Annotated in this window: 14 protein-coding genes; 10 read left to right on the top strand and 4 right to left on the bottom strand. The window is 39.9% G+C overall.

Annotation, left to right across the window (positions count from 1 at the left end; translation table 11 throughout):
- Together scpA and AACZ73_RS11175 are read right to left on the bottom strand one after the other, a co-directional pair.
- The gene (scpA, locus tag AACZ73_RS11180) at positions 1 to 2,121 is read right to left on the bottom strand and encodes a methylmalonyl-CoA mutase (RefSeq protein WP_339877850.1); all 2,121 of its coding nucleotides are present in this window, start codon (positions 2,119 to 2,121) and stop codon (positions 1 to 3) included.
- Entirely contained in the window at positions 2,118 to 3,524 is a 1,407-nt protein-coding gene (locus tag AACZ73_RS11175) for a methylmalonyl-CoA mutase family protein (RefSeq protein WP_339877848.1), read from the bottom strand. The genes scpA and AACZ73_RS11175 overlap by 4 nt, the downstream gene beginning before the upstream one ends.
- A gap of 405 nt (positions 3,525 to 3,929) precedes the next feature.
- Here AACZ73_RS11175 and dnaA point away from each other — a divergent pair, with 405 nt between their 5' ends.
- Entirely contained in the window at positions 3,930 to 5,354 is a 1,425-nt protein-coding gene (dnaA, locus tag AACZ73_RS11170; RefSeq protein WP_339877846.1) for a chromosomal replication initiator protein DnaA, read from the top strand.
- Between the two features lie 70 nt (positions 5,355 to 5,424).
- On the opposite strand, the gene AACZ73_RS11165 is transcribed toward dnaA, so the two are convergent.
- A complete protein-coding gene (locus AACZ73_RS11165) occupies positions 5,425 to 5,844 on the bottom strand; it encodes a nucleotidyltransferase substrate binding protein (RefSeq protein ID WP_339877844.1) in 420 nt (139 codons plus the stop codon).
- Between the two features lie 434 nt (positions 5,845 to 6,278).
- On the opposite strand from AACZ73_RS11165, the gene AACZ73_RS11160 reads away from it, so the two are divergent.
- The 5 genes from AACZ73_RS11160 (at position 6,279) to AACZ73_RS11140 (ending at position 16,362) form a co-directional block, all read left to right on the top strand.
- A complete protein-coding gene (locus AACZ73_RS11160) occupies positions 6,279 to 9,452 on the top strand; it encodes a SusC/RagA family TonB-linked outer membrane protein (RefSeq protein WP_339877843.1) in 3,174 nt (1,057 codons plus the stop codon).
- 11 nt (positions 9,453 to 9,463) lie between these two features.
- Positions 9,464 to 10,930: a SusD/RagB family nutrient-binding outer membrane lipoprotein gene (locus AACZ73_RS11155; protein ID WP_339877841.1), complete on the top strand. Its 1,467-nt coding sequence runs from the start codon at positions 9,464 to 9,466 to the stop codon at positions 10,928 to 10,930.
- A gap of 67 nt (positions 10,931 to 10,997) precedes the next feature.
- The gene (locus AACZ73_RS11150; protein WP_339877839.1) at positions 10,998 to 13,691 is read left to right on the top strand and encodes a TonB-dependent receptor; all 2,694 of its coding nucleotides are present in this window, start codon (positions 10,998 to 11,000) and stop codon (positions 13,689 to 13,691) included.
- Between the two features lie 2 nt (positions 13,692 to 13,693).
- Positions 13,694 to 14,800: a DUF4249 domain-containing protein gene (locus AACZ73_RS11145; RefSeq protein WP_339877837.1), complete on the top strand. Its 1,107-nt coding sequence runs from the start codon at positions 13,694 to 13,696 to the stop codon at positions 14,798 to 14,800.
- Positions 14,801 to 14,880: 80 nt separating this feature from the next.
- Positions 14,881 to 16,362 carry a hypothetical protein gene (locus tag AACZ73_RS11140; RefSeq protein WP_339877836.1) on the top strand — a complete coding sequence of 494 codons (1,482 nt, stop codon included), beginning with the start codon at positions 14,881 to 14,883 and terminating at the stop codon, positions 16,360 to 16,362.
- Between the two features lie 17 nt (positions 16,363 to 16,379).
- On the opposite strand, the gene AACZ73_RS11135 is transcribed toward AACZ73_RS11140, so the two are convergent.
- Positions 16,380 to 17,828, bottom strand: a complete 1,449-nt coding sequence (locus AACZ73_RS11135; RefSeq protein ID WP_339877834.1) for a trypsin-like peptidase domain-containing protein — start codon at positions 17,826 to 17,828, stop codon at positions 16,380 to 16,382.
- Positions 17,829 to 18,060: 232 nt separating this feature from the next.
- Here AACZ73_RS11135 and AACZ73_RS11130 point away from each other — a divergent pair, with 232 nt between their 5' ends.
- The 4 genes from AACZ73_RS11130 to hslU all read left to right on the top strand — a co-directional run bounded on the left by AACZ73_RS11130 (position 18,061) and on the right by hslU (position 24,665).
- Positions 18,061 to 19,227, top strand: coding sequence for a 1-deoxy-D-xylulose-5-phosphate reductoisomerase (locus AACZ73_RS11130; RefSeq protein WP_339877832.1), 1,167 nt, complete (start codon positions 18,061 to 18,063; stop codon positions 19,225 to 19,227).
- Entirely contained in the window at positions 19,227 to 20,552 is a 1,326-nt protein-coding gene (gene rseP, locus AACZ73_RS11125; protein ID WP_339877831.1) for an RIP metalloprotease RseP, read from the top strand. The genes AACZ73_RS11130 and rseP overlap by 1 nt, the downstream gene beginning before the upstream one ends.
- 132 nt (positions 20,553 to 20,684) lie before the next feature.
- Positions 20,685 to 23,162 (top strand): endopeptidase La, encoded by a 2,478-nt coding sequence (gene lon / locus AACZ73_RS11120; RefSeq protein ID WP_339877829.1) that lies wholly within the window; start codon positions 20,685 to 20,687, stop codon positions 23,160 to 23,162.
- 105 nt (positions 23,163 to 23,267) lie between these two features.
- Positions 23,268 to 24,665 carry an ATP-dependent protease ATPase subunit HslU gene (gene hslU, locus AACZ73_RS11115; RefSeq protein WP_339877827.1) on the top strand — a complete coding sequence of 466 codons (1,398 nt, stop codon included), beginning with the start codon at positions 23,268 to 23,270 and terminating at the stop codon, positions 24,663 to 24,665.
- The last annotated feature ends 5 nt before the right edge of the window (positions 24,666 to 24,670 follow it).

The raw sequence follows: 24,670 nt of genomic DNA, 5'->3' as shown, positions 1-24,670 counted from the left end.
TCACTCCTCTATCAATTTCTCCAAGATTTTAATGGCTGCTTCAGAAAGAACAGTTCCAGGTCCGAAAACGGCAAATACGCCTGTCTCCTTTAAAAACTGGTAGTCTTTTGCAGGAATCACACCCCCAGCGACAACCATAATATCCGGTCTTCCCAGTTTATTCAATTCATCTATCAGCTGCGGAACCAAAGTCTTGTGGCCTGCCGCCAAAGAGGAAGCGCCAACGATATGCACATCGTTTTCGATTGCCTGCTGAGCTACTTCTTCCGGTGTCTGGAAAAGTGGTCCTATGTCCACATCAAAGCCCATATCTGCAAACCCGGTTGCAATGATCTTGGCACCCCGATCATGTCCGTCTTGGCCCATTTTGGCTACCATGATTCTAGGACGGCGACCTTCTAGTGCTGCGAATTCGTCGGATAAAGCGATTGCTTTTTTGAATGAGTCTTGATTTTTCACTTCTGCTGCATAAACTCCGGTTATTGATTTGGTTTGGGCCTGATGGCGGCCAAAAGCCACTTCCATCGCATCTGAGATTTCTCCCAAAGTAGCTCTTTTTCTAGCAGCACCGATCGCCAATTCGAGTAGATTTACTTCGCCTGATTTCGCAGCCTGAGTCAGTTTTTCCAGAATTGCTTCTACTTCACCCTGATTTCTGGATTCTTTCACTGTTTTCAGACGGGCTAATTGGGATTCCCGTACAGCCTGATTATCCACGTCACGAACTTCAATCTCAGATTCCTCATCTACCTCGTAACGATTCACCCCGACGATTACATCCCTTTCGCTATCGATTCTCGCTTGCTTTTTGGCCGCAGCTTCCTCAATTCTCAATTTTGGAAGACCGGCTTCGATTGCTTTGGCCATTCCTCCCAATTGTACAACTTCCTCGATCAAAGTCCATGCGCGCTGCACCAACTGATCTGTCAAAAACTCCACATAATGTGAGCCTCCCCATGGGTCGACCACTTGGGTGATTCCAGTTTCTTCCTGAAGGACTAATTGAGTATTTCTGGCAATTCTGGCAGAAAAGTCAGTTGGTAAAGCAATGGCTTCATCGAGGGAGTTTGTATGAAGGGACTGAGTACCTCCCATGACGGCGGCAAGTGCTTCAACTGCTGTTCGGGTGACATTATTGAAAGGATCCTGCTCGGTAAGTGACCAGCCCGAAGTCTGGCAGTGGGTACGTAGCGCTAAAGATTTATCAGATTTTGGATTAAACTGCTTTACGATTTTTGCCCAAAGTAAACGTCCTGCCCGTAGCTTGGCGATTTCCATAAAATAATTCATCCCAATTCCCCAGAAAAAGGAAAGTCTTGGAGCGAAATCATCAATGTCCAAACCAGCTTTCACCCCTGTTCTCAAATATTCCAATCCATCAGCTAATGTGTAAGCCAACTCAATGTCTGCCGTGGCTCCGGCTTCCTGCATGTGATAGCCGGAGATGGAAATAGAATTGAATTTCGGCATATGCTTCGAGGTAAACTTGAAGATATCTGCGATGATCTGCATAGATGGCTGCGGAGGATAGATATAGGTGTTGCGCACCATGAATTCCTTGAGAATATCATTCTGAATCGTTCCACTGAGTTGCTCTGGTTTCACTCCCTGCTCTTCCGCAGCGACTATGTAAAAAGCGAGGATTGGAATCACTGCGCCGTTCATTGTCATGGAAACTGACATTTGATCCAATGGGATTTGGTCGAAAAGCAATTTCATGTCTTCGACAGAATCTATCGCAACGCCAGCTTTTCCTACGTCGCCCACTACCCGTGGATGATCAGAATCATAGCCTCGATGGGTGGCCAAGTCAAAAGCTACAGAAAGGCCTTTTTGGCCACCCGAAAGGTTCTTTCTATAAAATGCATTCGATTCTTCCGCGGTTGAAAATCCAGCGTATTGACGTATAGTCCAAGGACGCATTCGGTACATGGTGCTATATGGACCACGTAAATAAGGAGGAATTCCTGCTGCAAAATTCACATGGGAAAGTGTTGCGATTTGCTCACTGTCGAAAACCGGAGGGATGGAAATCTGCTCAGGAGCCTCCCAGTTCGCATTTTCTTCAGATATAGAATTCTGAATTTTTGCAGATTTCCAATTTGTCAAGTCTGGTCTCATGCGTTGCTCAGGTTTCTTTGTTCCACGAAATAGGTCGCTCGACTAGGGAGCAATTCAAATTCCTTTTCTTTAATAGGCTCAAAAGCCAGATTATTTTCAAGCTTGTCCTTCGCGAGGTATTTATTGGCTCCAACTTTTATAGCGGCATCAGATAAAACTTTCTTTTGTGCGATTTCCCTGGAGTTTCGGATAGCAGTATGAAAGGAACGGTCTTCGAAACTTTTTAGCCAACCGCCATTTTTCTCCAATTCCTGTAATCCTGTGATTACCGAATTTTCTAATTCCTCTTGAAGTTTTTCCAAGTAGAATGATCCAGCTGCTGGGTCCATTACTTTATCCAGATAACTCTCATCCTTTAAAATCGATGAAACATTTCTCGCAATTCTTTTTTCTAAAATGCTGGCTTTTTTTCCTTCGGTAGGTTTCACCCAAAGTGAATTTCCACCTCCTAAAATCCCAGCCATAGCCTCATAGGTTTGTCGAATTAGATTGGTGTTTTTGTCCAAAAGTGATTTGCTCCATTCGCTGGTTGAGGTAATAATTTGGATATTTTCCAGTTGGATAGTTACACCATAGTTGCCAGCTAGCCCAACGATCAGTTTTCGAAGAGCCTTGACTTTGGCGATCTCTGCGAAATGGGAATCGGCAATAGCGGTATGAAATGTCAGGTTTTCAAAAACCTGTGTAGGTGAAATTGCTTTTTTGGATAGCTTATCTATCAATTCAATTACTTCGGCCAGGCCATAAGTAAGTTCCTGGATTCCAGTTGCGCCTGCGTTGGCGTAGCGAGAAAGGTCAATGGTCATGGGATAAAAATCTCTGAAATCCTTAAAGTCATTGATCGCTTTGGCTGCTTGGTTGATTGCTGAATCAAAATTTTCTCCACTTCGGAATAACTCATCACAAGGGTTCCATAAGATCGCGCCTTGCAACATTCCTGGCTTCAGACTGATCGATTCAATCCATTCCTTTATTAAATGAAAGAATTGGATAGTATCTCCAGTGGGCAAGAGGTTTGTTGAAATAAACTCTGTATGAACGGCTTTTAGTAGCTCATTTATATTTTCTGTTCCATCTAAATAGACAACCAATCCATCTGCACCATTTTGAAGTGCATGCAGGATTTCTTCATTTGTCTCTTTTTCATTTTCGGGAAAAACTGAAACTAAATTATTCCAGATTCTAGGAGACATACCTGGGATTTCTGAGCTAGGATGGAATTGGTATTGGTTAGCATCTTCAGTTAAATCTTCGGCTGTATAGAATGGCTGAATTCTGATTTTCTCCCATAAAATGGAAGTAAGTGTTTCATCAAAATCCTTTCCCTTCAGGTCTGAATTTACCTGATCAATCCAGTCAGATTTACTTGAAGGAGGGAATGTATAAAAGTTGTTTTGTGTCATAAGTGGGTTTAAAGTTTTTCTGATGCTATATTTTCTACAATCAAATACCAATTCCTAATCTATATTAACAGATCAAAATGGCCTTTATCAAAATTAGGGAAATGAGGGGGAAATCAAGAAAGTTATTGAAATGCATTAAAATTTCGATTTGTTCAACGATTCTTTCAAGCACTTGAAAATTAGAATAGTTATTTAATTGAATTAAAAGATGTCTTCATACCCTCCAATATGAATATCAAAAACCAAAAAGGATTTTCATCCCAAAAATTCTTTGCACAAAAAATAGTGGTTGGTCAAAAACTCAATATTTCAAGAAGAAATGCATTTTTTATTTAAGTTAATTTTGCTCAAATTTGACACCCTTGCACCTACCGCAAGATCATTGTTTTTCAGAAATCTTCTCTAATGAGTTCAGAAGCTAGCGCCGTTTGGAATGAATGTTTACGTGTTATCGAACAACACGTCAATGAGCAGAGCTTTTCAACTTGGTTTAAGCCCATCAATCCTGTAAAGCTGGAAGGCACTTCATTGACTATCCAGGTTCCAAGTCAATTCTTCTACGAATGGCTGGAGGATAATTATGTGCAGGAATTAAAAATTGCAATAAAAACTACCCTCGGTCAAAGTGGTAGATTGGAATACGCAGTTGTGGTAGATAGAGGCAATTCTTCTAATCAGCCTTATGTGGTTTCATTTCCTCAGGGTAACTCAGGAAATACTAATAAAAAGCCTCAAGCTCCAGTGGAGCCGGATAAGACTCCATTTGAGATGAAGTCGCTGAATGCTGAAGCATTGACAAACAGCAATCTAAATCCGACTTACACTTTTACCACTTATATAGAAGGAGATTGCAATAGACTAGCGCGATCTGCTGGTTTTGCGGTTGCTACAAAGCCAGGCATTACTTCCTTCAATCCACTGATGGTTTATGGTGGAGTAGGACTTGGGAAAACCCACTTGGTTCAAGCTATCGGAAACGAGATCAAAAATGGTCCAGAAGACAAGTTTGTGCTATATGTGTCCTCAGAGAAATTTGTGAATCAATTCATGGACTCCATCAAAGATGGTAACGTGAAAAGCTTTACTAATTTCTATATGCAAGTGGATGTGTTGATCATTGATGATATCCAGTTTCTTGCAGGAAAAGATAGAACTCAGGAAATGTTCTTCCATATTTTTAATCACCTTCATCAGAGTAAGAAGCAAATCATCATGACTTCAGATTGTCCGCCAAGGGATCTGAAAGGCTTGGAAGAGAGATTGCTTTCCCGATTTAAATGGGGGTTAACAGCAGATTTGCAGATGCCCGATTTTGAAACGAGAGTTGCTATTATCCGTCGTAAGATGCAATCTGAAGGAATAATTATTCCTGACGATGTGGTAGAATATCTTGCTTATACAGTTGATACCAATGTTCGGGAGTTGGAAGGGATTTTAATCTCATTGATTGCTCATGCTTCACTCAATCGTGTCGAAATCAGCCTAGAGCTTGCCAAAACGGTGATGAAGAATATCATCAAGGATATCGAGACGGAAGTTGGAGTGGATTTTATCCAGAAGACTGTTTCAGAATACTACGGAATAGCACTAGACGATTTAAAGGCCAAGACGCGTAAAAAAGAGATTGTAACTGCCCGACAGGTTGCTATGTACTTCTGCAAAGAATTCACCAATCATTCTTTGAAATCAATAGGTTATCACTTCGGAGGACGAGATCACTCTACAGTAATTCATGCAGTTCAAACGGTGAACGATATCATGGAAACCGATAGCTCTTTCCGGAATGCGGTGCTTGAGCTGAAGAAGAAATTTAAGATGCGTTCGTACTAAGGAAGTTTCCAGACAGCAAATCAACGCAATGTGGGGTTCTTGGTATCAGTGCTGATATTCATCAATATTTTTACTCATTTAACTTTTTCCCCATCGTGTCTTCAAATCGCTGCAATAATCTGATGTAACGGTTTAGGATATTTTCCAGAAATTTTTCCTGAGTATCAATTTCATATACTGGGTTGTACTGGATTCTGTCAATGACTATATCAAGCCAAGCTTTTCCATCGTCGATCAATTCCGCATGAAAAGCTTCAACCGTCAAATCCCTGGATCCTGTGAATGGACCTTTGCCGATTTGTCTGAAATAGTGAGTGATGACATTCAAAGCCAACTCATGCGTTTCTTCAAAATGTTTCAAGAGATCTCTCGATTGAGGCTCAGTTAGCTTCCCTCCATTTTTTGATCGCTTGGCATAATCGATAAGATCTGCCAATTCAGTGCTGAATTCTTCGAAGCATTTCTCGCAGGATTTGATGACGGTTTTCATAGATAAGTTTTTTAAAAGTAGGGATATCCGGGTCTCTTATTAAAGTCTATTTAAAGTACTAAAATCAAACGAGAATTACAGAGTGAATTATGACTATGATGTAGATTTTAAAGATTAGCTAGAAGTAAAAGTCATATGGCCGCAAAAAAATCATGTATAATAAATGATAAAATTATGCCTTTGAAAACAAAACATAGAATAATACAAAGTTTAAAATATGTATCAAAACTATATAATATATTATTAGAATAATGATTTAAGAGTAAAGTGCTAGCTAATGAAAGTTATTTGAATTTTAAATGGATAATTAATCATAAAAGAACCACACTCTTGAAATTTGCATGCATTTTAGCCTGAAGAGCGAATTTTTAAGCGTAAATGTTAATTTATTGTAAATTTTTTTGGATATTTAACTAAATAATCAACCAAATCTTATGAAGAAAATTTTACTATTTTCCTTCATGATGATCTTATCAGGTCTAATTTTGGCCCAGAATCGTACAATTAATGGTACGGTAACTTCTGCTACAGATGGGACAACTTTACCTGGTGTAAGTGTCATTTTGAAAGGAACTCAAAACGGAACAATTACCGATATTGACGGTAAGTATCAATTGTCTGTACCAAGTACTGGAGGGGAATTGATATTCTCATTTGTAGGAATGACTTCTACTGAAATTGCTATCGGAAATCAATCGACTATCGACGCGCAATTATCAGAAGACGTAACACAACTGAATGAGGTGGTGGTGACTGCATTGAATGTGGCTCGTGAGAAGAAAACATTGGGATATGCAACGCAGGAAGTTGGAGCCGATAATCTTCGTGTAGCTAGAGAAACTAATTTAAATGAGGCTTTAGCTGGAAAAGTATCGGGTGTACAGGTAATATCTGGTTCTGGTGCTAAGTTTGGAGAAGCTGCTGTTAGAATTAGAGGCGTAAGGGGTTTTGGCTCAAACTCTCCGCTATATGTGGTAGATGGTATTCCCACTTCTGATCCGGCGACAATAAACATGGACAATGTTCAGTCTATTAACGTATTGAAAGGTGCAAATGCGTCTGCTCTTTATGGTTCACGTGCTCGCGATGGTGTCATTATTATTACAATGAAGAAAGCGAAATCGGGAAGAATGAACATCGATTTTAACAACACGACTACATTTGAGAATGTATCCGTGATGCCAAAATATCAGAATGAGTATGGTGGTGGATATTCCCAAGAATTTCAGACATTTAATTTCAACCCAGCTACAGATGATCCCGCTTTGTCTGGATTGGATGGAGCTTCAATTCCGGAATTTTACGCAGATGAGAGTTGGGGTCCAAGAATGGAAGGCCAGCAAGTAGCTCAGTGGGATGCTTTTACCCCTGGCACGGAAACATATGGTCAAACTAGGCCTTGGTCTCCGAATCCTGATAACGTGAAGAATTTCTTCAATACTGGCGTATCTCTCCAAAATAGTTTGTCAGTAAGTAAGGCTGGTGATGGATATAACATTACTGCCACTCTTTCTAACGTAAATCGTACTGGTGTACTTCCTAACACGAAACAAGAAAAGACGTTTTTGAATTTAAATGCTACCGTTGATCTAGCTAAAAATCTTAAGTTGACTACTTTGGCTAACTACAACAGGACTAATGTTTTTGGTAGCTTGACAGAAGGATACCAAGGAGGTAGTATTGGTCAAAACTTCAATCAGTGGTTCCAAAGACAATTAGATATGGACTTGCTGAAAAAATACTACAGAATGCCTGATGGTAGATACACCAGCTGGAACATTAACTCTGCGAGAAATCCTCGTCCTCTGTACTGGAACAACCCATATACAGAACAATATGCGAACTTCTCAGAAAACACAAAAGACACCTATAGTGGTAAATTTGGTTTGACTTATGAGTTAATAGAAGGTCTTTCTGTATCAGCAAACCTAAGTCGCTATTTTACTTCCTATTTTGCTGATGGACGTATTGCTTCGGGTACACTTGAACTTGATTCTTATGGCCAAAGCAAATATCAGGAGAAGGAGGATAATTACGAATTCTTAGCTCAGTATAATAAAGTTTCTGAGAACTTCTCTATTTCAGCTTTGATAGGTGGTAATATAAGAATGGAGGATTACAGCTCAAATAGTTTTTCAACTGCTGGTGGTCTTTCTGTACCTGATTTATACAACATAAGTGCATCAGTGGATAGGCCAAATACTTCTAATTTCACCAGTCAGCGACAAGTAAATTCGATTTTTGCTCAGGCAAGTTTTGGATGGAAAGAAATCGTTTTTGTGGATGGATCTCTTCGTCGTGACTATGATTCTGTACTGCCTGAAACTAGCAATGCATTTACTTACCCTGCGGTTTCTGCATCATTTATATTCTCTGAATTGTTACCGAATTCAAATGTATTGTCATTTGGTAAATTACGCGCTGGCTATGCCGAAGTAGGTGGAGAGCTTGATCCATATCAATTAGATCCTGCTTACTCATTAGGAACTCCTTATAATGGAAATCCAACTATGACTTATCCAAATTCCTTGATAGATCCAAACCTTCGTGCAGCGACTACAGGAGCATTGGAAGCTGGCTTGGAATTGACATTCCTACAAGGAAGAATCAGAACTGATTTCTCTTATTATTACTATGACAATACCAATGAAATACTAAGAACGGAAGTTCCTAGCACGACAGGAATTTCTTCTTATACCATTAACGCTGGTAAAACTTATACTAGAGGATGGGATGCAACTATTGGAGGTACTCCTATCCAATCTCAGAACTTTAACTGGGATGTTAATTTTAACTTTGCAAGAAGTAGAAACGTAATCGAGGAAATCTACCCTGGTATTGATGCGATCCAGCTTACTAACGGTTTCCTTGGAGATCGAGTAAGTGGAGGATGGGGTTCTATTTCTGCAAGAGCTAAAGTAGGTGAAGATTGGGGTACAATCATTGGTGAGAAATTCCAAAGAGATGATGCAGGAAATATTCTTATTGATGAAGATGGATATCCATTGACAGAGCAAAATCAAATTTTAGGTACAGTACTTCCTGATTATACTGGTGGTATTTTCAATAGATTGACCTACAAAGGTTTTGAATTAAGTTTCACTATTGATTGGCAAATCGGAGGTAAAATAAACTCTATTACAAATATGTTTAACGCCTACTCTGGTCTTGGAGAAATGACCGTGGGCAATAACGATAAAGGTTTCCCAATGCGTGATGCGGTAGCTGACGGTGGCGGATTGAAATTTGATGGTGTATTTGCTGATGGAACTCAAAACGACATATATCTAGACGCTTCAGAATACTTTAAAAGTCAGTTTGGCCTTCATGAAGCATGGGTTTATGATGCCAGCTACGTGAAACTTCGAGAAATCAGATTAGGCTACAATTTCCCTTCATCACTTCTTGAAAGTACTAAGTTTTTGAGAACAGCATCATTTGCTGTTGTAGCTAACAACCCGTGGTTAATCAAGACAAATGTTCCAGGATTGGATCCATCTCAAGTTAGTGGAGATACAAGGAATTCAAGAAACAATGGTGCATGGGTAGACTCTGGACAATTGCCAGCTACTCGTTCTATAGGTTTTGACATTCGTCTAGGATTCTAAATTAAACAAACATGAAAAAATCAATTTCAAAATATTTGATAATAGGGATGATCACCCTTGGTGTCTCATCCTGTGAGTTGGGAGATTTTGGAGATACTAACGTCAATCCTAACCAGACTACTCAAGGGATCCCATCTTCTCTTTTGACGAACGCAATTAACGGATTGAAAGGGACTATTGACGCTACCCAAGGTCAACATTATGCCCAATATCTAGCTAATTCACAATATACCAGTGCTGACAACTATCAAACTATAATATTTGATTATGGCGGATACTACAGTGGGGTACTCATGGATCTGGAGCAGATTATAGTATTGAATTCAGATGAGGAAACTATGGTGGAAGCTTCTCTGTATGGTTCTAACGCGAATCAAATAGCAGTTGCTCAAATTTTGCAATCCTACTATTATAGCTTTATGACTGATAGATGGGGCGATATACCTTATTCTCAGGCATTGGATATAGCAGAGGGTGTACGCCAGCCTGCATTTGATCCACAATCAGAAGTATACGCAAGCATCTTGGCTACATTAAAGACAGCTCAGGCTAATATTTCTTCTACCGCACCTGTTCAGGGTGACATCCTTTTCGGAGGCGACATGGATATGTGGAAGAAGTTTGCTAATTCCATTAGATTAAAAATGGCCTTGAGAATGTCTGAAGTGGAACCTGCAACAGCTCAGGCAGAATTTGTTTCAGCTGTTAATGATGGGGTTATTGCTTTGGACAACAGTGAAAATATCTATTACAATAATCTTCCAGAAGCAGCTTTCCAAAATGCTTGGTATGCTAGATTCCTTACACGTAGAGATTATGCTGTTGCTAATACGTTGGTAAACAGGATGCAAACTACTGCCAATGGAGGTGTACTTAATGTCTCTGTAGACCCCCGTCTTTCAGAATATGCGGATCCTACAGATATCGGCGGCAAGTATGTTGGAATGCCTTATGGACTTTCTGAAGCTAGAGCAGGTGCAATTTCCAACTCTGATGTATCTTTCTTAAATGAAGAATTAAGATCTCAGGATGCTCCTAATTACATATTTACTTCTGCACAGATTTTATTTTCTATGGCAGAAGCGGCTAACAGAGGTTGGATTCCTGGAGATGCAGAAGCTTATTATTATGATGGAATCGAAGCTTCTTTGGATCAGTATAGTGTATCTGCCGGCTATAATACTTACATAACTAATTCATGGGTAGTGTACGATAGCTCAAAAGCATTGGAGCAAATTATTACTCAGAAGTGGATTGCGAATTTTCTTAATGGATACGAGTCATGGGCTGAATGGAGAAGAACTGGCTTTCCTAACCTACAGCCAGGTGAGGATGCGCTTAATGACAGCAAGCAAATACCAGTTCGTCAAGCTTACCCATTATTCGAGCTGAACCTTAACTCTGACAATTACAATGCTGTAGTTGCCAGACAAGGCGAAGACGGTTTGGATACACCAGTTTGGTGGGACGTTGATTAATAAAAACTGAGAAATTTTAAATGCCATCTGCTAATTGCAGATGGCATTTTTTTGCTTAATAATCCATATGAAAGGAAAACTACCACTACTTTTATTTTTTATCCTTATTCACCACAGTTTCGTTTTAAGTCAAACTACCCATAAACAAATATTTTTTCAACAAGATTACTCAGACACTCCTCTTCCTGAAGTATTAGAAGATCTAAAATCAGAATCTGGTGTACGCATTTACTATAAAGACGATTGGGGGATAGATGCGTTTTTAGTGACTGCCCAAAAAGGCAGTGACGCCATTGAAAATATTAAAACTTTATTGGGTAATTATGGCTATAGCTTGATTCCTTACCGAGGAATATATGTAATAGTCAATCAAGAAGGGCTTGAATCCTATCAATATGAGCAATGGAGAGAAGATGATTCCGGCCTTAATGAATACCAATTAATTGGAGTAGGCAAACCTGATAACTCAAATCTTCCAGTCCCACTTTCTGGCCAGATAATAGATGCTGCAGAAAATAAGCCTTTGATAGGGGCGAGTGTGATGGCCGTAGATACTGCAGAAGGAGTAGTGTCAGATTTGGATGGGGAGTTTACATTATCACTGGTTCCCGGTAAATACAAGATATTGGTTCAATACGCAGGTTATGAGCCTAAAACTATTCCAATCCAACTTATTAACGGTGGGGAATTAGACATAAAACTTTTTAATGAGACTCTGAAACTTGAAGAAGTGACCATCTCAGCCAAAAGTCAGGATATTTCTGTATCAGAAAAAATTGCGGGCAGGGAGATTCTTGACATCGCAGTGATCAGAAGCCTGCCTACCTTCATGGGTGAAGTGGATCCTGTGAAAAGTTTGATTTCTTTACCAGGAGTAAGTTCAGTAGGTGAGGGAAGCTCAGGATTCAATGTCCGTGGTGGTGATCCTGGTCAAAACTTAGTGATGATGGATGGAGCTATTGTCTATAACAGCTCACATTTATTTGGGTTTTTCGGAGCCTTCAATTCTGATTTAATTAGAGATGTTGAGCTTTATAAAGGGGGTGGGCCTGCCAATTTTGGAGGTCGAGTTTCATCGGTATTGAATGTGAATCTAAGAAATGGAGATTCTAGAGATTTAAAAGTTCAGGGAGGAGTAGGATTGATTTCTTCAAGACTCTTATTAGAGGGTCCGTTGAAAAAAGATAAAACTTCATTTCTTGTTTCTGGCAGAACTGCTTACCCTAACTGGATGCTGAAGCAGATGAAAGATCCTGATCTCTATCAAAGTGAGGCAGGTTTTTATGACCTAAACCTCAAAATTAATCATGTTATTGACGAAAAAAATGTCTTTTCATTTTCAGGATATCTGAGTGACGACAATTTTGAATTTGCCTCTGATACCTCTTATGTATGGAAGACCAAGGCTGCAATTCTAAAGTGGGACCATAGACTTTCGAATAAGTTCTTAATACAAACCCAAGCAGTAGTAAGTGATTTTCAAAGCAATATCAGTAATACTCAAAATAGTTATGATTTTGCTTACCAATCTGGAATACTTAATTATCAAGGTAAGGTTGATTTTTCCTATGAACTTAGCAATGCTCACAAATTTGATTTTGGGGTAAGCTCTCTTTATTATGTTTTTAATAACGGAGAATTCCTTCCTGGTGCTGAGAATAGCGTGTCTGAGGAGATCATAATCCCACAAGAGAAAGCGATCGAAAGTGCTATATATATTAATGACGAGTTTACCATTTCGCCCAGGGTTTCATTGGTCTATGGTGTAAGGGCGTCTAATTATATGGCATTGGGTGGAACTTACTATGAGTTTAACCCTAACCAGCCTCGATCTATAGCGTCTATTTCTGATACGTTAAATTTTGCTCAAGGCGAAGTCGCAAAATCATATTTAGGGTTAGAGCCTCGAGCTTCATTAAGGTGGTTGGTGACACCTTCAAGTTCTTTGAAAGTCAGTTATTTCAGAACTAAGCAATACATACATCTGATCTCAAATACGGCGGCAATCTCACCGGTTAATTATTGGAAGTCCTCAGGATATAATTTGATGCCATCTGTAGCAGATCAGTATACGCTGGGCTTTTTCAAAAATTGGAATGACAATTTGATAGAGGTATCTGCAGAAGGCTACTACAAAAACATCCAACATGTGGTAGATTATAAAAATGCTGCTACTATTCTGCTTAACGAAACGCTGGATGCAGATCTGATCCAAGGAAATGGTGAGGCTTATGGCTTGGAATTATTGATTAGAAAAAATAGAGGAAAACTTACTGGTTGGGTAGGTTACACGTACTCAAGAAGTCTCAGAAAATTTGATCAATCCAGATTTCCTGAGGAAAATATCAATGATGGAATCTATTATCCAGCCAATTATGACAAGCCACATGACTTGTCAGTGGTGATGAATTATCAAATGAGCAGAAGGTTCTCCATGAATATGAATTTTGCATATTCCACAGGAAGACCGATCACAGTTCCTGTATCTAAATTTCAATACGAGGATATTTTATCCGTATTGAATTATAGTGAGCGAAATAAATACAGAGTGCCAGACTACCATCGCTTGGATTTGTCATTCACACTTAAAAGCGGCCTCAGAAAAGATAAATTTGTGGATGGAGAATGGGTTCTATCCTTTTACAATATATACGGAAGGAAAAATCCTTTCTCGGTTTACTTTAACCAAAGAGGTAATGCATTTCAGCTTTCGGTCTTAGGAAGTGTGTTCCCTTCCCTCACTTACAATTTTAAATTATAAAAATGCGACACAGTTTTGCGATTGCACTTCTATTGATATTGACGGCGTGTATTGATCCAATTACTTTCGAAACTGGCAGTGAACCAAGACGGTTGGTAGTCGATGGATTTATTTCCAATATTTCTTTTGAAGAAAGGGCTTACTTACCTGCTCCTGCCTCAAAATTCTACCTTGCACTGAGATGGACAAGCAACGTCGATAATGTCAAGGATGAAGTGATTTCGGGTGCCAAAGTTTCTTTGATTGCGTCGGATGGAACAACAATCGACTATCTATGGAGTGAAGCAGATCAACGCTATCTTATTTTGGATGATTCATTTGCTGCGAAAGAAGGTGTGAATTATAAGGTGCATATAGAGACTGCAAATGGAGCAGTATATGAATCTGATCCCGATTCAGTTCATCCAGCGCCGCAATTAGAAGAAGTTGAAGTTGACTACCAAACCATCGTTAAAAGTATAGATGTAGCCGGTCAGGCTCAGCTTGTAAATCAGCGTGGCGTCCAAGTTTCTGTTCCATTGCCTTCTCATTCAGGAGAACCGTATCGTTTAAGATGGAAAATAATTCCAAGCTGGATATTCGAAACTTCCCGATTACCTGTTGAAAACTCAAACCAGCAATGTTTTGCGACTAACCTCTATGAGTACCAGGATATCAAAGTGTGGGAAGATAAAAATGGAGGCTATAGTCGTGATTTGTTTTTCTTAGAAACTGATGATAATGAACAGGTTCAATACGGATTCTCAGCTTACATCACGCAATACAGTCTTTCTCCAGCAGGATTTGAATTTTGGAACCAGCTTGCTATTCAGCAGCAAAGCGGTGGAGGCATTTTTGATCCGCCTCCATTTTCATTAATTACAAATATCCGAAACGTTAATAATCCTGATGAACTGGTCTCTGGTTATTTTTATGTAGCACATGAGTCCTCTATTAGATGGAATCTTTCTCCGGAAGACTTGCCATATAATTTACAGTTTATTGACGCGTGCGAACCCATACCTGGGGTTCCGTATATTCCTCCTGCCGGTTGTTCTAATTGTTTGGAATATAGAGGCGTACATACAGATATTACAAATGAAAAACCAGAATGGTGGGAAGAATTTTAAAGATCATCACGTTAATTACCTGTCTTCTTGAGTTAAGTACTAATAGTTTATTGGCTTTAGACGATCAAACAAAAGTGAAGATGACAGTTTCCTCTTCTCTGTATGTCAGTGGTGATTTAGTAAGTCTGCAACTTTTGAGTGGGGGTGAATTAGACAAAGTGATGTCAGAAGGAAATTTGATAAACTTGTACTTAGTGGCAAGTGATGGCCAAAGTGTATCAATGCAGCGTTTTAATACCTCAGAATGGCAGAGAGGGATGGCCTTTGAACTGCCTAAAGAACTGGAGACTGGAAATTATAAGTTAGTAGCACATGTGCCAGGGTCAGCTTTTCAGACGGAAGCGATCATTCATGTTTATAATCCAACAATCTTCTCCTCCGCTATTATCCCTAGAAATGCGGACCCAAAAGTCGGTATTGCAAAAAATCTCTTTCAACAAAGCCCGCTTCCAGTACAGATAGATACAGCGAGAAAATTAATCAAACTTCCACCTCAGTTAGAAGATGCAGGTGTCTTGGCGGTAAAGATCTTTGATCCTACATTAGAAGCTTTGCCTGTGATAGGAGTAGTGAAAAATTCTGAAATCACAGTGGATGACCAGCCTGAGTTTCGATTAGATCCGATTTCAAAAGATGCTAATTCAAGAATTTCTGTATTTTTCTTAGATCTTGGAGTAGTGAAAGAGTTTAATATGCGAGATAGTGCAGCTATCGAAGCTGAATTAATTCAGCAAAGAGGTACTTCTGCAGTTTGGGCATATCAATTCGATAATATGGGAGCACCAATTGGTGAAGTGTCAATTGTTCTGAATGAATCAAAAAGCCTAAAATTTTCTGCTTTTGACAATACAGTTCCTTTTTCAGATGAAGTAGTCAATATGCTGGATCTTAAAAGAAAGAGAAAGTATATCAATCAGATTTATAGGATTAATTCGGATGGCTACGAATCTCTATATAATGACTTGACTCAAGCTGTACCAGATCAGATCTATCTTAGTACCAATTTTGAAGGAATAGCTACGCTAAGGGAGGCATTTTCCAGTGTCATATCAAAAGCTTCAGTGAAACGTTCTAAGGATGGTTATGAGATCTTATTGGCTTCAGTCAATTCTGGTTTTAAGTACGAAACAGGTCCGCTGATCCTAGTGAATGGGTGGCCTATGTTTGAGATTGGTGATTTGATTGAAACTCCTTTTCATCAAATCGAATCAGTTTCAATCTATAACTCTATTAATTCTCAGAAGCAATTTGGCGTATTAGGTAGACATGGTGTAGTCAGTTTCAAGATAAAAGAGGAATTTTTGGATAAAATAAATTTAGATCAAAAAGCCTTTCCAATTTACGAAGGAGTGAGCCGGCTAGTCCTTTCGGAAAATAGGATTGCAGAGGAGTATCCTGATTTACGATCTGTTCTTCTATGGAATCCATTTTTATTTTTGGTTGAAAGCCAAAATAAAACTTTAAGCTGGAATCCTAATGATACTATGGGGAAATACGTGATGTGGATTGATTTTGTAAATAAGGAAGGGATCTCAAAACAATGGATTCAGCCATTGCAGTGAGACCCCTCACTTTATTCCTATCTCACATTATAACTTTGCATAAATGGTTGGCCATTTGAAGCAACTCCTTCTAGAAGCAATCTTCCGCTGAATTTCTCCAAATAAGCACCAACTTTGGTTGGATCCTTTGCTGGATCACCGTTGACCTGGGTAATGATAAATCCTTCCCTTAGCCCTAATTCTCTCAAATATCCACGTGTCAAACCAGTAAGTTTGATTCCGTAATCAACACCAAACTTGTCTTTTTCAATGGTGTTGACAGCTTCTAGCCTTGCTCCAAGTAGTCCTGAGCTATAAAACTCCCGCTTGATCACACCGTTACCGCCTTCAAGATTCTGAAGTTGAAGACTGGCAGATTTCTCATTGCCATCTCTTAAGTAAAATACTGGAAGTTGGTCACCTGGGTAATAATAGGAAAGCGCCTCTTCAAAACTTCCTTTTCCAGTAATTAACTGATTTCCTAATTTTGTAATTACGTCATTTCGCTTCAACCCTGATTTCTCTGCAGCTCCGTTTTTTATAACATGGGTGACTATCACTCCATCTAGCGTTTTTATATTCATTTCTTCTGCCAGCTCAGGAGTGATTTCTACAGCTTCTATGCCCGGGATCGCCTTTTGAACTTCTCCATACTTAATCAGATCATTGGAAACTTTCATGGCAATATCCACCGGAACCGCGAATCCATAACCAGTATATGAACCAGTTCTGGACAAGATAGCCGTATTAATTCCAACCAATTCTCCATTGACATTGACTAATGCACCACCTGAGTTTCCAGGGTTAATTGGTGCATCAGTTTGGATGAAACTTTCTAAAGGAAAATCTCCACCAAGAATATTGATTTGTCTTTCTTTGGCGGAAACTATCCCTGCTGTGACAGTTGATGTTAAATTAAAAGGGTTACCGACAGCGAGCACCCACTCACCGATTTTTAGATCGCGGCTGCTTCCGCGCTTGATTGCAGGAAGGTTTGTTTCATCGATTTTCAACACAGCTATATCTGTGTTTTTATCAGTACCAACTAAAGTAGCTTTGTAGGTTCTTTTCTTATGCACAACTTCAATTGTCTCGGCTCTGTCGATCACGTGATTATTGGTTACGATGTAGCCATCACCTGAGATAATTACTCCCGATCCGGTGCTCACTTGCTGGGAGGGAGCGCCACCACCACCAAAGAAGTAGTCAAACATGCTGTACCTTCTTGGGTCCGTACCGGAAAAGTTTTTGATAAATACGACTGACTCTGTACTGTTTTCAGATGCATCTACAAATGAAACAGGTACTTCAGAGGTGGAGTGATTGGTAACGGGTTGATATTGTGAAGCAAAACTTACCTCAGTTTTATTTTCCTGCGGATAATCCAAGAATTGCTCAGGTTCATTTACATTGATAGTTGTCCAAACTGCAGCTCCGGCCAAGCCTGCCAGAAAGGAAACTCCGGTTGTTTTGAATAGACTGTTCATTGGCGAATCATTTTATCAATTTGACGAGTGAGAAGTTATTCCGTTGGATAAATTCACATTTTTTAAGTTCCCAAATAGGGATAACGCTACCATTTGACCTTTAATATTATGCCATTTGGGAAAAACTGACTATTTGTACGAGGAAAAGTGGGAGCATCTTGTAATTTTGTCAGCTATTGAGAAAACTCTTCAAACCAATAAGAGTTTTAATTACTCGACAATCCCAAACTGAATGATAGAACCCAAACGCGTAGCCATCCTGGGCAGCACCGGAAGCATTGGTACTCAAACCCTAGAGGTAATTCGTCAGCATCCTGAAGACTTCATCGTTGAGGTTCTTACAGCTCAAAATAATGCAGATTTACTGATTGAGCAGGCATTGGAATTTACACCAAACGCTGTAGTGATTGGAAACGAAAGTCTTTATGCCAAGGTACGGGATGTATTGCAGCCGAAGGATATCAAGGTTTATGCTGGTATGATGGCGATTGCCCAGGTAGTGGAAATGGAAACTATCGATGTTGTGTTGACGGCATTGGTTGGCTATTCCGGCTTGATTCCTACGGTAAATGCGATTAAAGCAGGTAAGCAGATCGCGTTAGCTAATAAGGAAACCTTGGTCGTAGCAGGTGAGATTATCACAGCTTTGGCGAAAGAAAATCGGGTGAATATATACCCAGTAGATTCTGAGCATTCAGCAATTTTTCAATGTCTGATAGGTGAGTTTCATAATCCTATTGAGAAAATCATACTTACAGCTTCGGGCGGACCTTTCAGAGGGAAAGACAGAAGTTTCTTAGAAACTGTCACCAGAGAGCAAGCACTCAAGCATCCAAATTGGGATATGGGCGCCAAAATCACAATTGACTCTGCTTCCTTGATGAACAAAGGACTGGAAGTGATTGAGGCAAAATGGCTTTTTGGATTAAAAACCGAACAGATAGATGTAGTCGTACATCCACAGAGTATCATTCATTCTATGGTGCAATTTGAGGATGGATCTATAAAAGCACAACTCGGATTGCCGGATATGCGTATCCCAATTCAGTTTGCGCTAAGCTTTCCTGACCGATTGAAAAGTGATTTCGAAAGATTTGACTTTATGAATTACCCTCAATTGACCTTCGAGCAGCCGGATTTAAAGACTTTCAAAAACCTTCAATTAGCATATGATGCTCTTGCAAAAGGCGGTACAGCACCATGTGTGTTGAATGCTGCCAATGAAATTGCGGTAGCTGCTTTCTTGAATAAAGAAGTTGGTTTTCTGGAAATGTCGGATTTGATTGGCGAAACTCTCGAAAAAGCTGAGTTTATTGCACATCCAAATTTGGAAGATTATGTGGAGATGGACATGCGGGCGAGAGAAATTACTAAAGAACTAATAACGAATAAAGTATAATGGATACCTTAATTATGGTGGGCCAGTTGCTCCTTGGATTATCAATCCTTGTGGGTTTACATGAGTTGGGCCACTTGCTTACCGCCAAGATGTTTGGCATGAGAGTAGAGAAATTTTCTATCGGATTTCCCCCCAAAATTGCTGGATTCCAGTGGGGAGAAACTGAATATTCTATAGGAGCAATTCCGCTTGGAGGATTTGTGAAAATCTCCGGAATGGTGGATGAGTCCATGGATGCAGACCAAATGGCAGGTCCTCCGCAGCCTTGGGAATTCAGATCTAAACCAGCTTGGCAACGCTTGATCGTAATGCTGGGAGGTATTATAGTCAATGTTGTTACAGGTATTGTCATTTTTGTGATCTTGGTTTATAACAATGGTGAGACTTATTATTCTCGTGATCAAGTAGTAGAAAACGGTATAGAAGCGCTGGAAATCGGTGAAACTATTGGCTTGAAAACGGGAGATAAGATTTTGGATATTAATGGTGAACCTTACCAATCCATTAACGATTTGACTGCTGGTTCGGCTTTGCTTAGCGAAAATGGATATTACACCGTTGATCGTGGAGGTGAGATTTTCAAGGTTGAGATTCCAAGAGGTTTTATCAATTCCTTCAACAGTCAAGAAGCAATCAACAGCTTTGTCGAAATTCGATATCCTTTTGAATTACTCAAAATAGACGAAGGTGGTGCTGCTGAGAAAGCTGGAATTACCACCGATGATAAGATTCTGTCTGTAAATGGTAAGCCCATCACTTACTTCGACGAACTGAAATCTGAGCTTGCAAAAGCTAAAGATCAAGAAGCCGATATTGAATTGTTGACTAGCGCTAATGATACTATTCATACAATGGTGGCAGTGACTGATCGAGGCACTATAGATATTGCTGTGAATCCTTTGATCGATATGGTGCAACGCAAATATGGTTTTGCGGAAGCACTGAAAAAAGGAACAGCCAAAGCATTTACAGTAGTAATTGTGAATGCAAAAGCAATGGGCAAGATGTTTACAGGTGAAGTCTCAACCAAAAACGTCAGCGGGCCTATAGGAATGGCAAAAATCTACGGGGATACTTGGAACTGGACTAAGTTCTGGACAATCACCGGCCTGATTTCAATGATTCTAGCATTTATGAATCTCTTACCAATTCCAGCTTTGGATGGTGGTCACGTGATCTTCTTATTATATGAAATGATTTCTGGCCGTGCACCTTCTGACAGATTCCTTGAGAATGCGCAGAAAGTAGGTATGGTTATACTTTTGGCATTGATGGTCTTTGCTATTGGAAACGATGTTCTTAAATTATTCACGGGTGAAGGATAAGTTTCAAACTGCCATTCTGACCACTTAGGTCTCTTGGCATGCACCTTGACCTTTTAGGAAGAACCTTCGTATTTTGGAGGTTCTTCTTTTATTTTAGCATAAAACGGACAGCTTAGCTGTCATTCTGTCTATATGAGCCAATTCGAAAATTCTGTGTTTCAAAACTTAATGGTCGGTGAATTTGCCGGTGAAGGAGATCTGATCCAGCTGATAACCGACGAGGAAGATGATTCACAAGGAAAAGAAATACTTGAAGAAGAGATTCCAATCCTTTCAGTAAGAAATACAGTCCTTTTTCCAGGTGTAGTTATTCCGATCACTGTTGGTAGACAGCGGTCAATTCGCCTTGTGAAAAAAGCCCAAAAGGGAAATAAATTGATTGGGGTTTGTGCTCAGATTAATCCAAACATAGATGATCCTGGATGGGAAGATATCTACCAAGTAGGTACTCTCGCCAAAATCATTAAAATGATTGTTCTACCTGATGGTAATACCACAATAATCATTCAGGGTAAGAAACGATTCAAGGTCAGCGAGCAAATCACTGATGATCCATATTTCATAGCTAAAGCAGAGTATCTGGAAGAGAATTTCCCGACAACGTCCAAGAAAATTCAGGCACTTGAAGAATCATTAAAGGAGTCTGCTACCCGCATTCTTCACCTCAATCCAGAAATTCCTCGTGAAGCACAGGTTGCTTTAGACAACATTGACAATACAGCATTTCTTACTCATTTTCTTTCTTCCAACATCAATGCACCAGTTGAGTCAAAGCAGAGATTATTAGAGATTAATGATGGAGTAGAACGTGCGACGCTTTTGCTAGAATTCATGATGAAGGATATCCAGATGTTGGAGCTTAAATCTGAGATTCAGAAGAAAGTTCATACGGACATCGATCAGCAGCAGCGTGATTATTTCCTTCGTCAGCAGATGAAAGTGCTTCAGACTGAGCTGGGAGACGAGGGTCCTGAAAAGGAAGTGGAAGATCTTGCCGCACGTGGTGCTTCTAAAAAATGGCCTGCAGAAGTGAATAAACATTTCCAAAAGGAACTGGACAAAATCCTTAGAATCAACCCTTCTGCTGCTGAATATCCAATTGCATTGAATTATGCTGAAACGATGGTGGAATTACCCTGGAATGAATTTACTCAGGATAATTTTGATTTAAATCACGCCAAGAAAGTATTGGATGGAGACCACTTTGGTCTGGAAAAAGTTAAGGAAAGAATCATTGAATACCTTGCAGTATTGAAGTTAAAGAATGATCTGAAAGGTCCAATTCTCTGCTTATATGGCCCTCCAGGTGTAGGTAAAACTTCATTAGGTAAGTCCATAGCTGCAGCTTTAGGTAGAAAGTATGTGAGAATGTCTTTAGGAGGGATGCATGACGAAGCTGAGATTCGCGGTCACCGTAAAACTTACGTAGGTGCGATGCCTGGAAAGATTATCCAAAACATGAAAAAGGTAAAAATCTCCAATCCAGTGTATGTGCTGGATGAGATTGATAAACTTTCTTCTGACTTCCGCGGAGATCCTTCATCAGCATTCCTTGAGGTTCTGGATCCCGAGCAAAACAATGCGTTCTTGGATAATTACCTAGAAGTAGAATATGACTTGAGTAAGGTTCTTTTCATTGCTACAGCTAACTCCTTGGATACTATTCAGCCGGCTTTGCGGGATAGGATGGAGATCATAGAGGTGACTGGCTATACTCAAGAGGAGAAAGTGGAAATTGCCAAGCGTCACTTGGTGCCTAAGCAACGTAAGGAGCATGGTTTGAAATCCAAGCAGATTACGTTTGATAAAGCTGCTTTAGTGAAGTTAATCGAAGATTATACTCGAGAATCAGGTGTGAGAAGCCTGGAAAGGGCAATTGGGAAAGTAGTGAGAAATATTGCTAAGTCTATTGCTTTGGAAGAGGAATACAGTCCTAAAATTACTGCGGCCGCGGTACGAAAGATTTTAGGCTCAGAGATTTTTGATAAAGAGTCATATACCGACAATAGCATTGCCGGTGTGGTTACAGGTTTGGCGTGGACAAGTGTGGGAGGGGAGATTTTGTTTATCGAGACAAGTCTAAGTAGAGGAAAAGGCAAACTTACGCTTTCCGGGCAGCTAGGTGATGTAATGAAGGAATCGGCTATTACGGCACTTTCCTATCTGAAATCCAAAGCTGATAAGCTGGGTATAGATCACAGAGTGTTTGATCAATACGATCTTCATATTCATGTGCCTGCAGGAGCCGTACCCAAAGATGGACCTTCAGCAGGTATCACAATGCTAACAGCGATGGCTTCGGTTTTTACTCAGAGAAAAGTAAAAGCTAAAGTTGCAATGACAGGAGAAATTAGCTTAATAGGTAAAGTGATGCCCGTAGGTGGAATCAAGGAAAAGATATTGGCTGCCAAAAGAGCTGGAATTAAGGAAATCATCCTTTGCAGCAAAAACAAACGGGATATCGAAGAGATAGATGAACAATACGTTAAAGGTGTTGAGTTTCATTTTGTCAATAGAGTGGAAGAAGTTTTGGATATAGCTTTGTTAAAAACTAAGGTGGAAAGTCCGCTTCATTTTAATCTCCAGCCGGAAAACGGAAAAGATAACTAGGGAAAATGCCTTCTTTAGGAGGCATTTTTTCATTTAAATAACAAACCATAAAAGCTCAGTACCAAAATTAACCACAGCGGACTGAGCATATTTTAAGCTAACGACATGGAAAAAATACTTTCACTTACTCCAAGACAGATTGTCGCAGAGTTAGACAAATATATTATCGGTCAAAATGATGCCAAGCGCAACGTGGCCATTGCTCTCAGAAATCGAATTCGTCGCCTAATGGTGAAAACGGATATTCAAAAAGACATCGTTCCTAACAATATCCTGATGATAGGATCCACAGGGGTGGGTAAAACTGAAATCGCACGAAGATTGGCCAAAGTGGCTCATGCACCTTTCACCAAGGTGGAGGCCTCCAAATTCACAGAAGTCGGTTACGTAGGACGTGATGTGGAAAGTATGGTAAGAGATCTAGTAGAGCAATCTGTTGCTTTGGTCAGAGAACAAAAAAATGAATCTGTCAAAGAAAAAGCTGCCGAAGCTGTCGAAGAGATAATTTTGGATATTTTGATCCCTCCGGTAAAAAGTGCAGGCTTTACACGAGCTATCCCTACAGATTCTGATGAGCATTCCGAACCTGCGAACGATGCAGAATTAAACGAAAGAACTCGTGAGCGATTTAGAGAAAAGCTTCGTAACGGGGAATTGGACGAGCGTAAAGTTGAAATCAGCGTAAAAGCGGGATCACCGATGGGCGTAGGGATGATCGGGAATGGAATGATGGATGATGCCAGTATGGCAGGTCTTCAGGATATGATTTCGAACATGATGCCCAAGAAAGTCAAAAAACGTAAAGTCAGTATTTCTGAAGCCCGAAAGATTTTGCTGGAAGAAGAAATGTCCAAGTTGGTTGACTTCGAAGAAGTAAAAGAAGAAGCCATCAAACTTGCCGAAAACAACGGCATAATCTTCATAGACGAGATTGATAAGATTGCATCCAAATCAGGAAAAAATGGTGGTGGGCCGGACGTGAGCCGTGAAGGGGTCCAGCGTGATTTGCTTCCTATTGTTGAAGGATCAGCCGTAAATACTAAATACGGAGTAATTAATACTGATCACGTTTTATTTATCGCCGCGGGTGCTTTTCATGTAGCAAAGCCTTCTGATTTAATACCCGAGCTGCAAGGTAGATTCCCTATTCGCGTAGAGTTGCAGAGCTTGACTCAGGAGGATTTTTCCAGAATTTTACGTGAGCCTAAGAACGCACTGACCAAACAGTATCAGGCTCTGTTCGAATCTGAGGAGGTGTACCTTGAGTTCAACGATGAATCGATTGAAGAAATCGCAAGACTAGCTTTTCTGATCAATCAGGAAGTTGAAAATATTGGTGCTAGAAGACTTCATACAGTGATGAGTCACTTGCTGAATGATTTCTTATTTGAAGTGCCAGATACTATTACTGCCAATTCTAAAATCATGGTAACCAAGGAAATGGTGCAGGATAGATTAAGTACCTTGGTACAGAACAGAGATTTGTCTCAATACATCCTTTAAAAATT

The organism is uncultured Algoriphagus sp., from assembly GCF_963974835.1.
In the GTDB taxonomy this organism is placed as follows: Bacteria; Bacteroidota; Bacteroidia; order Cytophagales; family Cyclobacteriaceae; genus Algoriphagus.
This window is presented reverse-complemented; position numbering and strand designations above follow the sequence as displayed.